The organism is Halomonas sp. ALS9, from assembly GCF_001651035.1.
Lineage (GTDB): Bacteria > Pseudomonadota > Gammaproteobacteria > Pseudomonadales > Halomonadaceae > Vreelandella.
This window is the reverse complement of the sequence record NZ_LXRG01000201.1, coordinates 124,518-136,861: the sequence shown is the minus strand read 5'-3', so window position 1 is coordinate 136,861 and position 12,344 is coordinate 124,518. Positions and strand designations below refer to the sequence as shown.

The 12,344-nt window shown below is 58.0% G+C and carries 11 protein-coding genes; 2 read left to right on the top strand and 9 right to left on the bottom strand.

Features of this window, described 5'->3' with window-relative positions:
* Positions 1 to 6 precede the first annotated feature (6 nt).
* The 5 genes from A6R74_RS18480 to A6R74_RS18460 all read right to left on the bottom strand — a co-directional run bounded on the left by A6R74_RS18480 (position 7) and on the right by A6R74_RS18460 (position 5,489).
* Positions 7 to 1,020 (bottom strand): ABC transporter ATP-binding protein, encoded by a 1,014-nt coding sequence (locus A6R74_RS18480; RefSeq protein WP_064235943.1) that lies wholly within the window; start codon positions 1,018 to 1,020, stop codon positions 7 to 9.
* On the bottom strand, positions 1,017 to 2,066 hold the full coding sequence (locus A6R74_RS18475) for an ABC transporter ATP-binding protein (RefSeq protein ID WP_064235942.1): 1,050 nt from the start codon (positions 2,064 to 2,066) through the stop codon (positions 1,017 to 1,019). The genes A6R74_RS18480 and A6R74_RS18475 overlap by 4 nt, the downstream gene beginning before the upstream one ends.
* Positions 2,059 to 2,967, bottom strand: a complete 909-nt coding sequence (locus A6R74_RS18470; protein WP_064235941.1) for an ABC transporter permease — start codon at positions 2,965 to 2,967, stop codon at positions 2,059 to 2,061. Before A6R74_RS18470 ends, A6R74_RS18475 begins: the two co-directional genes overlap by 8 nt.
* Before the next feature lie 11 nt (positions 2,968 to 2,978).
* Positions 2,979 to 3,896, bottom strand: a complete 918-nt coding sequence (locus tag A6R74_RS18465) for an ABC transporter permease (protein ID WP_064235940.1) — start codon at positions 3,894 to 3,896, stop codon at positions 2,979 to 2,981.
* Positions 3,897 to 3,971: 75 nt separating this feature from the next.
* Positions 3,972 to 5,489, bottom strand: coding sequence for an ABC transporter substrate-binding protein (locus tag A6R74_RS18460; protein WP_064235939.1), 1,518 nt, complete (start codon positions 5,487 to 5,489; stop codon positions 3,972 to 3,974).
* 234 nt (positions 5,490 to 5,723) lie between these two features.
* Here A6R74_RS18460 and A6R74_RS18455 point away from each other — a divergent pair, with 234 nt between their 5' ends.
* Entirely contained in the window at positions 5,724 to 6,707 is a 984-nt protein-coding gene (locus A6R74_RS18455; protein WP_064235938.1) for a LysR family transcriptional regulator, read from the top strand.
* Here the strand turns inward: A6R74_RS18455 and A6R74_RS18450 are convergent.
* The 4 genes from A6R74_RS18450 to A6R74_RS18435 are packed head-to-tail and all read right to left on the bottom strand — an operon-like array spanning position 6,646 to position 11,361.
* Entirely contained in the window at positions 6,646 to 8,061 is a 1,416-nt protein-coding gene (locus tag A6R74_RS18450) for an ABC transporter ATP-binding protein (RefSeq protein ID WP_064235937.1), read from the bottom strand. The two genes, A6R74_RS18455 and A6R74_RS18450, sit on opposite strands and share 62 nt — an antisense overlap.
* Entirely contained in the window at positions 8,058 to 8,885 is an 828-nt protein-coding gene (locus tag A6R74_RS18445; RefSeq protein ID WP_064235936.1) for an ABC transporter permease, read from the bottom strand. Before A6R74_RS18445 ends, A6R74_RS18450 begins: the two co-directional genes overlap by 4 nt.
* A complete protein-coding gene (locus A6R74_RS18440; RefSeq protein ID WP_064235935.1) occupies positions 8,882 to 9,841 on the bottom strand; it encodes an ABC transporter permease in 960 nt (319 codons plus the stop codon). Before A6R74_RS18440 ends, A6R74_RS18445 begins: the two co-directional genes overlap by 4 nt.
* The gene (locus A6R74_RS18435) at positions 9,838 to 11,361 is read right to left on the bottom strand and encodes an ABC transporter substrate-binding protein (RefSeq protein ID WP_121499425.1); all 1,524 of its coding nucleotides are present in this window, start codon (positions 11,359 to 11,361) and stop codon (positions 9,838 to 9,840) included. Before A6R74_RS18435 ends, A6R74_RS18440 begins: the two co-directional genes overlap by 4 nt.
* A gap of 174 nt (positions 11,362 to 11,535) precedes the next feature.
* Between A6R74_RS18435 and A6R74_RS18430 the strand changes: the two genes are divergently transcribed.
* On the top strand, positions 11,536 to 12,309 hold the full coding sequence (locus tag A6R74_RS18430) for a pseudouridine synthase (protein WP_064235933.1): 774 nt from the start codon (positions 11,536 to 11,538) through the stop codon (positions 12,307 to 12,309).
* Positions 12,310 to 12,344 lie beyond the last annotated feature (35 nt).

Here is a 12,344-nt window from a genome sequence, read left to right as displayed (position 1 = left end):
GCGTGTTTAGGCAAAGTGGCAGGCGACACGGGCCTGGCTGCCCTGATGAGTAGCCTGAGCAGTACCCTGAGCAATAGCGCTGAGCGCTGGCGACTGCTGTGAACATTGCGGCTTCGCGACTGGGCATCGAGGGTGAAAAGCACAGCCGGAAGGAGGTTGCGTAGGGTCGGGTTGGCCCGCCCCGAGGCCGATATCGGGCACGCCCAAGCCAGGTTCTGGGGTAAGCGCGGAAGCCAGCAGCGCTTGGGTATACGGGTGGCGTGGGGCGTTAAATATTTGCTCGCGGGTGCCCTCTTCCACAATTCGCCCCAGATACATCACCGCGAGCCGATCCGCGAGATGTTCCACCACAGCAAGATTGTGGCTGATAAACAGGTAGGTGAGGCCAAATTCATCTTTCAGGTCGAGCAGCAGGTTGAGGATCTGGGCCTGAACCGATACATCCAGCGCTGAAGTGGGCTCATCACAAATCACCAAGTCAGGGCGCATAATCAGTGCCCGGGCAATCGCCACCCGCTGGCGTTGCCCTCCCGACATTTGCCCTGGGTATTGCTGGGCAGCGCGTTTGGGCAGCCCAACCATATCGAGCATTTCATCCACTTTGGCCGCCTGTTCCTTGGGTGTGCCAATGGCATGAATGCGCAGTGGTAGGCCGACGATTTGAGCAATCCGTTGGCGTGGGTTAAGTGACGAGTAAGGATCCTGGAATATTGGCTGAATATGGCGAGCGAGTGCTTTTTGATTAGCATTCACAATCGCTTTACCGTTGATCAATACATCGCCCCCGCTGGGTTTCGTCAGCCCCAGTAGCATTTTGGCCAAGGTGCTTTTACCGCAGCCGGACTCGCCCACCAGCCCCATCACTTGGCCGCGGGGAACGCGCAGCGAGACATCATTGACGGCTTTTAAGGTTTGGCTCTTATGCAGCATGCCGCCGCCCAACTTGAACGTTTTGGACAGCGCGCAGAGTTCCAGAGCGAGAGGGGCAACACTGTTGGTGGCAGCGGTGGGGCTACTCATAACGGTTCCTCCTGAGCGTTTAACGGCGCTGGTTTCGCCAGCTGTTGCGCATAATGGCAGCGCGACAAGTGCCCATCTGCGACGGCGTGCAAGGGCGGTGTGGTGTGGCATCGCTCATCCGCTTGGTCGCAGCGATTACAAAAGGCGCAGCCGTTAACCTTCTCTACCAAGCTGGGCACTACGCCCTGAATTGCCTGTAAGCGGCTGCCCGGCAGTGTTTTGCCAGGTGTCGGTATACAGCGCAGTAATCCCTGGGTGTAGGGATGGCTGGGGGCTTGAAAGAGCGCTTTGGCTGAAGCGGTTTCAATCACTTCGCCGGCATACATCACGGCGACCCGGTCGGCGATGCGTGCAACGACGCCCAGGTCATGAGTGATGAAAATGATCGCTGTGCCAAACTCCTGCTGTAAGTCGCGCAACAGGTGCAGAATTTGCGCCTGAATCGTCACGTCTAATGCAGTGGTGGGTTCATCGGCAATGATCAGATCAGGTTCACACATCAGCGCCATAGCGATCATCACCCGTTGGCGCAGCCCGCCAGAAAGTTGGTGAGGATATTGGCGCATACGCTCTTCGGCGGCGCTGATGCCTACCCGCTCAAGCAAATAGAGGGCGCGATCATGAGCCGCTTTCCGCGATACCCGCTGGTGACGGCGGAGGGCTTCGCAGAGCTGGTTGCCTAGGGTGTATGCGGGGTTGAGCGCGGTCATGGGTTCTTGGAAAATCATCGCCATACGCGCGCCGCGCAAATTGCTCCGCTCGCGCTCCGAAACCGTAAGCAGATCAACGCCGTCAAAATTGAGGCAGTTGGCGTTTACTTGCGCCTTACGCGGCAGCAGGCCCATTAATGCCAGCGAGGTCATCGATTTACCGCAGCCCGATTCGCCCACCAGGCAGAGCATTTCTCCACGCTCAACGTGAAAGTCGATACCCCGTACCGCGTGAAGGGTGCCCTTTGCCACAGGCAAGTCGACGCGTAGCTGTTTAACCGTCAGTAGGGGAGAGCTTGTCGCTGCTGAATGCTCAGCAGTTGATAGATTACTCATTGCGGCCTCCCGGTGCGCTGAGATCGCGCAATCCATCACCCAGCAAGTTAATCGCCAGCACCAGAACAAACAGCGCGCAGCCGGGAATCGTAATCACCCAGGGCTGAAAGAACATATAGGTTTTGCCTTCAGCGATCATTAGCCCCCAGGAGGGCGAAGGTGGCTGCACGCCCATGCCCAGAAATGACAGGGTTGCTTCGAGCAAAATAGCATTGGCAACCTCGAGGGTGGCCACGACAATCAACGCGCCAGCAATATTGGGGAGTACTTCGCGCAGCAAAATATACGGCAGCGGACAGCCTAGCGCCTGGGCAGCCTGTACATACTCGGCATCGCGCAGTTGCTGAGTGGCCGAACGGGCAACGACTGCAAACCGATCCCATAGCAGCAGCCCCAGTAGTAGCGTGACGGTTAGCATTGATCCGCCAATCAGTGAGGCCATGGCCAATGCCACGAGTACCACCGGCATGGCCAGGCGGGTGGTGAGTAGGTAGCTCACTACGGCATCAACGCGCCCGCCAAAGTAGCCCGCCAACACGCCCATAGTGGTGCCAATTAGCCCGGATATCAGCGCAACCACCAGCCCGATAAACAGTGAAATCCGGGTGCCATAGATCAGTCGGCTCAGGTAGTCACGGCCAAGGCGGTCGGTGCCTAATGGATGTGTCCAGCTTCCGGTGTCATGCCAAAAAGGCGGCACCATGCGATTTGCGGTGTTCTGCAAATAGGGATCATGGGGAGCCAGCCAGGGGGCCAGCAGCGCAACAATCCCTAACGAGGCAATGATTAAGAGGCCGATGGCTAAACTGCGGTTATTAAGCGTGCTGCGAAACAGGCGCGACTGCCAATGAGCAACCAAGTGCTGCTCTGAAGCCACCTGGGGGGAAAGAATCTGTGCCATGGTGTTCTCCGTTAGCGTGCGCGCAGGCGTGGGTCGAGTACTGCGTTGAGAATGTCGGCAAGCAGCGTCAGCACGATATAGAACAGCGCAATAATCAGCACGATGGCCTGAACCACCGGGTAGTCATTGCGGGAAATAGCGTTCCAGGCCAGTTGCCCCAGGCCGCGTAGCGAAAAAACGGTCTCGATGACCACCGAGCCGCCGAGCATAAACCCCAGCTCTACAGCGGCCAGCGCGACCACTGGGATAACCGCATTGCGTAGGGCGTGTTTGAAGATCACCGTGCCGGTGCGCAGCCCTTTAGCTCGTGCGGTGCGAATGTAGTCCGCTTCTAGCACTTCCAGCATGCCGCTGCGGGTTAGCCGCATCATGGCGGGGGTGGCGTAATAGCCCAGCGCAATGGCAGGAAGCACAAAGCCTTGCCAGCTATCGCTGCCCGCCGCAGGAAACCACTGCAGCTTGACGGCAAACACGATGATCAGCGTTAAGCCAAACCAGAAGTTGGGCATTGCCTGCCCGGTAACCGCAATCGTCATGGCCGCTCGGTCAATCCAACTGCCCCGCTTGAGCGCAGCCACCACGCCTAGGGGAATAGAAACACCCAACGCAATCGCTAAGGCCAATATGCCTAGCGTCATTGTCACCGGTAGGCGCTCAACGACTAAATCCATTACCTCGCTTTGGTAGTAGTAAGAACGCCCAAAATCGAGCTGCACCGCCCCCCATAGCCACGTTGTAAATTGCTGTACTACCGGGCGATCCAGGCCGTATTCAACGCGAATTTGCTCAACCTGTTCGGCGGTGGCTTCGGGGCCACCAATGGAGAGCGCCAAGTCTCCTGAGAGCTGCAGCAAACTAAAACAAAGAACTGAAATAGTCAGAGCGACGCTTAGCGCTATTAGCGTGCGCTTTAAAACAAATGCCCACATAAAGCATCACCCCTTCGCTATGGAAGGCTAGCCGTGGAAAGAGCCACGGCTGCCGATAGTTCAAACGTCACGCCGTTACTTCCAGCTTGCCTCGTAAAAGCGCGGTAGTTCGTCGGGGTAAGCGGTGAACTCAAGATCAGCGGTGTGGGCGTAATAGGTGGAGTACGAGAATAGCGGTGCCCAATACGCTTGTTCGGAAATGCGAGCGAACGCTTTCTGGTAGTGCTCTAAGCGCACATCAGGATCAACTGAGGTATCGGCGGTCTGAAGCCACTCCTGTACCTGGGTGTCCTGCCAGAGATCGTCAATGCCGCCTGTGAAATAGACGCTGACGAAGGCCGAGACATCGTTAATAGAGAAGGAGCCCCAGGCTTTGAAGGACATATCGGTTTGGCCGTTGCGCTGGAGTTCCAGCAGCGCGGGGGAGGTCATAAAGCGCAGGTTGGCATTGATGCCCACGGCGCGTAGATCGCCAATCATGGCTTCGGCGTAGTCCCGTTCCCGATAGGCATGAAGGTCGATATCGAAGCCATCGGCATAGCCTGCCTCGGCGAGCAGTTCACGGGCTTTTTCAGGGTCGTACTCGTACTCAATAACGTTTTGTGTTTCACAGCCAAACTGAGTAGGAAAGCAGGGGGCGTAGAGGGGCTGACTGCCGCCGCGCACCAGATCATTAGCGAGGCCTTCCCGGTTCATGGCGTGGTTAATGGCCTGGCGTACGCGGATGTCATTCAGCGGTGAATTTTCTCGGGCGGCGGCATCCAGGCCAATATAGCCAACGCGCATGGTTTCGCCACCTAGCACGCTAAGCTGTGGCATACCGCCCAGCGACTCTGCTTGATCCGACGGCACGCGCCAGATCCAATCGACTTGACCGGACATTAATTGCGCCATACGTGAGTCCGCATCGGCAATGGCCTTGAACTCGATATTGCCGATCTCAGGTTGGCCGATTGGGCTATCGGCAAAGTAGTCTTCAAAGCGCGTTAGACTGACGCCATCCCCAGGGCGCACGTTGGTAATCCGGTAGGGGCCGGTACCCACAGGCTCACGGCTAAAGCCTTCAATACCGACTTCCTGAAAATACGCATCGGGATAAATCGGCATCGGCCCGGAAAGGTACTCAAGGGCGGCAGGGAAAGGCTCTTTAAGGTGGATGCGCACCTGATAGTCATCCAGTTTCTCAACGCTTTCAATCCAGTCAACATTCTGGCGTGTTACCACCCGAGACTCGGGTGACACCGCATAGTTAAAGGTGAAAACAACATCATCGGCGTCGAAGGCCTCGCCGTTGTGAAAGGTCACGCCCTCGCGAAGCACAAGATCCAAGGTCGAGTCATCGGCCCACTCCCACTCTGTTGCCAAGCGTGGCTCGTACTCATTGGTTTGTGGGTTGCGATAAATCAGCGTGTCCCAGGCCAAGTGGGCGAGGATAACGCCTTCGCGCAGGTTGTTGTGGTAAGGGCTTACGTTTTCAGGCTCGCTATCAGACGCATAGACCAGGGTATCGTTGGCCTTACCGGCTAATGCGGGTGTCGCGAAGCTGAGTAACGCAAGGGATGTAGCGCAGTAGAGAGTTCTAGATGATTGCATGCCATACCTCGTTTTTTTTAATAAAGGAAGGTTATGAGCGTTTGGCGTACCGTCGGTGCTGTTGTTATTTGATGAATCAGTTGAATGAATCAGTGATTAGGTGACTCAACGATGTGATGCGTCGTCGCCTTATCTTTAAAACTAATCTATTGTTTAAGCGTGCCACAAGTGCAATGTTTAGAACTTATCGTTGCTGTTTCGGCAATGCTGGGTGCGATGTGCAATGGAGGGGATATGAATCCACGGGTGCTGCAAGAAACGGCGCTACGCTACTTTTTAGAAGTGGTGCGCTGTGGCTCTATCAGCGAAGCCTCGGGCAAGCTGAATGTGGCGCCCTCGGCGATTAGCCGGCAGATTGCGCGGCTGGAGAGCGAGTTAGATACGCTGTTGTTTGAGCGCCGTGCGAGAGGCATGGTGCCCAGTGCCGCAGGCGAGTTACTGGCGGTGCATGCGCGTCATATGCAGCTTGAAGCCGACCGCATTGGCAGTGAAATGCTGGCACTGCGTGGTTTACAACGGGGAAAGGTGCGACTAGCCAGTTCCGAAGGCTTTGCCGTGGATTTTTTGCCTGCGGCAATCGCGGCCTTTCGCGAGCGCTATAGCGGTATCAATTTTCATTTGATGGTGGGGCCACCGTCGGAAGCGACGCGTCATGTGCGAGAGGGCGAAGCGGACATAGGCATCACCTTCAGCCTCAAGCCAGAAGCCGATATCAATGTAGCGCTTAGGCAGCCCGCACCGATTATGGCGCTGGTTGCTACTCATCATGAGTTAGCGACTAAGAAGTATATTTCGCTGGCGCAGTTGCAGCGTTACCCGTTGGCGTTACCTTCACCAGAGACAACGCTGCGCCAGTTGTTTGATATCTGCTGTAGTCGCCAAAACCTAGCGTTTGAATCTATTTTTAGCAGCGATTACACCGAAGCGCTGATCAATTTCGCCATGCTGGGGGGAGGCGTGGCGCTTGCCGGTGAGATTTCCGTTCGTTACCGCATTCAACAGCAGCGTGTGGTTGCTATTCCTATCCGCGACCAGGGCATGGACTTGCGTTTTATCGAAGTCCAAACCCTGGCTAAACGCACCTTGCCGAGAGCAACCCAGGCGTTCTTAGCGTTTATCAAAGAGCATATCCCGACGGGGCAATTGCCGCTTTCGCCTAACCCGCCAATGCCAACTGCCGATCACATACCTTCGCAATCAGTGCCGGGTCGTGGCTGACCAGCATTACTGCGCAGGCTTGTTCCCGGGCCAGCTCAATCAGCAGGCTAAGAGTTTGCTGTTGCGTTACCGGATCAAGCCGCGAGGTGGGCTCGTCGGCAAACAGAAAGCGAGGTTTAAGCAGCAGCACGCGTAGAATCGCAAAGCGCTGCAGTTCACCGCCGGAGATCTCGCCGGGACGACGATCCAATAGGTGTTGATTAAGGCCCAAACGCTCCATGAGTGGCGCAACCGCGCGGTACTCGAATTGATGGCGGCGGAGTAAATCCTCAAGCAGCTGGTTTAGTGTCCAGTGGGGAGAAAACGCCGCCGGTGGGTCTTGGTAGAGTTTTTGCCGCCCCAACCTGGGCATGCCGTCTTGGTAGATAACGCTACCTGCGCCCGGTTTGGCAACGCCGAGCAGTATATCCCCCAGAGTGCTTTTACCGCAGCCTGAGGGGCCGACCACACCCACTATTTCGCCAGGGCGCACCGCTACGTCTAGCTCGCTAAACAGCTGGCGACCGCCACGGGCAATGCCTAGCCCGCTGGCGCTGACCACGGGAGAGCTGGCTTGATGGCTAAAGGGCGAAGGATCTGACCAGCGGCTGGGTTCTGCGCTCAGCAGCCGTTGGGCGTACTCGGTTTGCGGCTGATTAAGCAACTGCTCGGCGGGGCCGCGTTCGACCACCTGGCCTTGGCGTAGAATGATGACTTCGCCACCCAAGCGCCGTGCCACATCAATATCGTGGGTAATGGTCAGCAGCGCGCCGCCCGCATCGGGGGTTTTAGCTAGCAGTTTGACAACATCATCCCGGCGGGGGGCATCCAGGCCTTTGGTGGGCTCATCGGCAATCACGATCGAGGCGCCCGCCGCGCTGGCGGCGGCAAAGGCCACGCGCTGGGCCATACCACCGGAAAGCTCGCCGGGCAGTTTGTTAAGCCCTTCTTCCAAGCCGAGTTGAATCAAGTCATCGCGGGCGGCGCTGTTGGCGTCTGGTTTAGAACGCCCTGCGACATAACGGTGTGTCTCGGCGACCTGGGGCAGCGCACGCATGGTCGGGTCTAGTGCATTCCAGGGTTCCTGAGGCAGTAGTGCTAGTGTGCGGCCCCAGAGTGCGCGCCGTGACGTTGTGTCGGCTGCGGCACAGGTGTGGCTGGCAATGGTGAGCTGACCGCTGGTGGTTAGGCCGTTAGGCAGGGTGCCCATAATCGCCTGGGCGATCAAGCTCTTCCCGGAGCCGGTTTCGCCTAGCAGGGTGAGGCGTTGGCCGGCTTCCAGCGCAAAAGTGATCGGCGCGATGCTTACGCCGTCGCCATCAACGGTGAGTGCTTCAACGCTCAGCAAGGTCGTGGTCAGCGTCATAGAGGTCATCGCGGATCCTTCCCTGCCAGTAGGTTTAAACTCATCACTACCACAAACAGTACGATGATCGGCTGTGCCATGGCCCAAGGGGCCTCGTGGTAGTAGGGCAGTAGCTCAATCATCATTAGCCCCAGCTCGGCGGTGGGAGGGCGCAGCCCTACGCTGACAAAGCCTAACGCGGCCATCGCCAGAATAGCGCTGGCGGCGCCAAAAGCTGCCAGGGTGAATACCTGGGGAGCAAGTTCTGGCCATAGGTGGCGGCGGAAAAGCATTGTCGGCCCAAAGCCGAGCAGGCGGCTGGCCTCGATCTGCGGCGATGTCACCAGCGCCTGCGTTCGAGCACGCACCACGCGGAAGTACTCAATCCACAGTACCAGCGAGATACCCACATAAAGCGCCCAGAAGTTGCCCGGCGCAATAGCGACTAATAAAAGCACCAACAGCAGGCCAGGTAGCGCTAGGCAGGCATCGGCCAAGCTGCCCAGCAGACGGTCGCTCCAGCCACCGCGCCAACCGGCGACCACGCCCAGCAATACGCCGGGAATAGCGGCGGTGGCCACACTGAGCAGCGCCATCCCCAAGGAGAGGCGAATCGCCGCCGCAAGGCGGGCTAACATGCTACGCCCTAAGTGGTCGGTGCCGAACGGCTCGGCTAGAGAAGGCGCTTGCAGAATGCGGGTTAGCTGCTGACGAGCAGGGTCAGCATCAAATAGCCACGGCACCAGCCAAGCAAAGGCTAGCAGCAGGGCGAGCAAGAATGCGCCCAATTGTTGGCGGCTGCTGAGCTGGGGCAGCGAGAAGCGAGATGACAAACGAGTAGTAGCGGCCGTCATGCGTGGCGCCTCCGTGGGTCAAGAAAGTGGCAGGCGATATCCACGGCGGTATTGAGCATGACGAACAGTAGCCCCATGACCAGCGCCGTGCCCTGAATCATCGGCACATCTCGTGCCACGATAGCGTGCACCAGTGCATGGCCAATTCCCGGCCAGGCAAACAGGGTTTCCACCACCACGACACCTTCAATTAAATAAACAAACTGGACACCCAGGTACGCCACCACCGGTACCGCGGCGTTGCGCAGCCCGTGGCGCATAAAACTCTGGCGTTCGTTGAGACCTTTGGTGCGCGAAAAAGCGTAGTAGGCAGAGTGGGACACATCGGCCATGGCGTTGCGTGCCACGCGGCTGGAAACAGCGGCAAGCCCCAACGCCAATGTCAGTGCAGGCAGCACGTTGTGCAGCGCGCTGCCGTGCCCCGCCACGGGTAGCCAGCCCAGGGTGACCGCAAACAGCATGATCAGTAGCAGCCCCACCGCAAAGGGTGGCAGAGCCCGCAGCACGTTAGCGGCGACTTCACTGCTACGATCCAGCATGCCGCCGGGCTTGAGGCCGGCCACCAACCCTAATGGCGGGCCGATCAGCAGCGAAAGCAGTACGGCAATAATCGCCAGGCTCAATGAGTGGCCCAATTGGTGAGAAAGCTCCTGAATCACTGGGTTCCCGCTGACCAATGAGCGACCCAGATCCAGTTGCAGCAAATCCCATAGCCAGCTGAAATACGCGCCAGCGGCAGGTTGATCCAGCGCTAATTCGGCCCTCACTGCTTCAGCTGCGGCCCCATCCACCATGTCGTAGCCGTAACGCCCGGCGGCGATACGATAGGCCATATCACCGGGCAGGCTGCGGGTGAGAATAAAGGTTAGCGTGCCGACTAACCACGCCACTAGCCCCGCTTGAAATAGCCGTGATAGCAGCAGTCGGCCAAGTCCTTGCGTCCAGCGTGACGTCATTCGGCCCACTCCATCTGGTCAATCCGGTAGCTGCGCTCTAGTGGGTCGATGGAAAAGCCCTCTACCTCATCGCTGACAGCGGCGGTTTGCTGATACCAGGCCACCGGAATCAGCGGCATCTCTTGATGTAGCCGTTCGGCCACCAGCGGCGCCAGGTCGTTTAGCGCCTGCTCCTCGGTGGATTGGCGCAGAGTGTCCAGCCACTCGGCTACCTCATCATCCCGCCAATTCATGGTGCCCCAGTCGCCGCCCATGTTGTCCGGGTCGGAACCGATATCATCAAGCAGCGAAACCAGCGGATTGGGCACCAGGCCGTAATTGCGGCCTGATAATCCCACTTCTAGGCTGTCGTCATGGTGGCCTGAGGGAATAGCACTGGCATTGCCCACCGCAACTTCTAGATCAACACCCAGTTCGCGCCATTGGCTCTGTAGAGCAGTGGCCACTAGCGGCAGCTCGGGGCGGTCAGCGTAGGTGCGCAGGGTTAGCTTGAACGGCTGGCCATCGCGTTCCAACAGGCCCTCTTCATTCGGCTCCCAGCCCAGCTCGGCGAGTAGCGCCTGGGCTTTTTCAATATCCTGGCCACTGGAAGGGGCGACGCCTAAGTGCCAAGCGCCAAGGCTCTCGGGGAATAGCTCCGTCGCCGCTGCCTCCGGTGCGCGCAGCAACCCCGCCGCAATACCTGCTCGGTCAATGGCCATACTGAGGGCTTGGCGAGCGCGCTTATCATCAAGAAACGGATGGCTCGCATTAAGCTTGAGCATGATGGTGCGCGGCAGCGGTTCACTGTGCAGCGAAAGGGAGGCGTTGCGGCTTAGGCGTGCCTGGCTGGCAGGATCGAGGGTGAAAACGATATCCGCATCGCCACTTTCCGCCATCAGCGCGCGGGTTTCGCCGCGGCTCACCGCTAAGTAACTCGCAGCTGCTATGGCCGGGGCAGCCCCCCAATAGTCGTCAAAACGGGTGACCGTCATACGCTGGGGCGGGCTGAGTTCATCGACCTGATAGGGGCCGCTGCCGATCATCTGGGTAACGTCGCCATTCTCGGCATAGGCGGCCTCGGCGAGAATCAGCGTTGTCGAGTGCGCCAGCAGCGCGGGTAGGGGGGCAAAAGCGCTTTCCAGTTTGATGACGACGTCATCACCAACGGCTTCGACGCTAGCAATAGGCGCTGTATCCAGCATGCCGGGTTTGGCGATGGAGGCCTCTAAACTATTGACGACTGCATCGGCACTCACCGCCGTGCCATCATGAAAGTGAGCGTTCTCGCGTAGTGTAAAACGCCACTCAAGGCCATCGTCGGATACCTCCCAGGCACTGGCTAGACCAGGAGCAAGTTGGCCCTGGTTGTCGGTGGTTACCAGATTTTCCGCCACCCGCATACGGCTAAACACATACCCTGATGTGGATGGGTCAGCGCTTTTAATTTCCCATGGCGCAGCAATATCCAGGCTGCGATCCGCCGCCCAGGTATTAAACGACGCCAGAATGGCCAGCCACGCAGCAGAAGAACGTTTCATAAGAGACTCCTTATTAATCATTAAGGTTATCTTATAACATTGCGCTAGTGGTGAGAAGGTTTGTTGAGAAACATTATTGTATTGCGTGGGTGACATCTCACGACCAAGCCGCGACAATAGCGCCCTGCTATAAATACTCGCTACGGCTACTCGTCATTATTACTTCGGAGCGTTATGACGCCACTCAACCTCCTTTACCAGGATGAGCATCTTGTTGCGGTGCATAAGCCGTCAGGGCTGTTGGTGCATCGCTCGGCATTGGCGCGTGGCGAAACCGAGTTTCTACTTCAGCGCCTACGCGACCAAATTGGCAAGCGGGTTTATCCTGTTCATCGGCTGGATCGACCCACGTCCGGGGTGATGGTGTTTGCCCTCTCTTCAACAGTAGCAGGCTTGCTCAGCGACGCCTTTAGCGAACGTCAGGTGGAGAAGCGCTACTTGGCGGTGGTACGCGGTAAAGCGCCGGAGAGTGAGCGTTTGGACTACCCGCTGCGTGAAGAGGATGGCACACGACCCAAGGCAGAAATGCCCGCTATGCCCGCGATGACGGATATTCGCCGTCTGGATAGCGTCGAGCTGCCGGTGCAGGTCGATCGCTACCCGGTGGCGCGTTATTCGCTGGTCGAAGCTCGGCCGTTGACCGGTCGACGCCATCAAATTCGTCGCCATCTATCCCGGCGGGGCTATCCGATTATTGGCGATGCCAAGCACGGTAAGAGTGTCCACAACCGCTTTTTTGCCGAACAGCTGGGGGCGCCACGGTTACTGCTGGCGGCCACCTATTTGGCCTTTGACCATCCGCTGTTCGACAAGCGGGTACAATTAAGCTGTGCCTTGGATGACACCATGATTGCGCTGTTTAACCACCTTGGTTGGGCGGGGCATCTACCGCTGGATAGTCTGCGCACGCCACCCCACACCAAGCCTTCAGCCCTTCAAGTGCTATGAGTGAGTCTGCAATGTCTTCATTAAGCCCTCCAGGC

What these genes read in the sequence shown, in the direction of transcription:
- A6R74_RS18470 (WP_064235941.1), bottom strand. Translation starts at nt 2,967, where the DNA reads ATGGCACAGATTCTTTCCCCCCAGGTGGCTTCAGAGCAGCACTTGGTT.
- A6R74_RS18450 (WP_064235937.1), bottom strand. Translation starts at nt 8,061, where the DNA reads ATGACCTCTATGACGCTGACCACGACCTTGCTGAGCGTTGAAGCACTC.
- A6R74_RS18430 (WP_064235933.1), top strand. Translation starts at nt 11,536, where the DNA reads ATGACGCCACTCAACCTCCTTTACCAGGATGAGCATCTTGTTGCGGTG.
- A6R74_RS18475 (WP_064235942.1), bottom strand. Translation starts at nt 2,066, where the DNA reads ATGAGTAATCTATCAACTGCTGAGCATTCAGCAGCGACAAGCTCTCCC.
- A6R74_RS18445 (WP_064235936.1), bottom strand. Translation starts at nt 8,885, where the DNA reads ATGACGGCCGCTACTACTCGTTTGTCATCTCGCTTCTCGCTGCCCCAG.
- A6R74_RS18480 (WP_064235943.1), bottom strand. Translation starts at nt 1,020, where the DNA reads ATGAGTAGCCCCACCGCTGCCACCAACAGTGTTGCCCCTCTCGCTCTG.
- A6R74_RS18460 (WP_064235939.1), bottom strand. Translation starts at nt 5,489, where the DNA reads ATGCAATCATCTAGAACTCTCTACTGCGCTACATCCCTTGCGTTACTC.
- A6R74_RS18440 (WP_064235935.1), bottom strand. Translation starts at nt 9,841, where the DNA reads ATGACGTCACGCTGGACGCAAGGACTTGGCCGACTGCTGCTATCACGG.
- A6R74_RS18465 (WP_064235940.1), bottom strand. Translation starts at nt 3,896, where the DNA reads ATGTGGGCATTTGTTTTAAAGCGCACGCTAATAGCGCTAAGCGTCGCT.
- A6R74_RS18435 (WP_121499425.1), bottom strand. Translation starts at nt 11,361, where the DNA reads ATGAAACGTTCTTCTGCTGCGTGGCTGGCCATTCTGGCGTCGTTTAAT.
- A6R74_RS18455 (WP_064235938.1), top strand. Translation starts at nt 5,724, where the DNA reads ATGAATCCACGGGTGCTGCAAGAAACGGCGCTACGCTACTTTTTAGAA.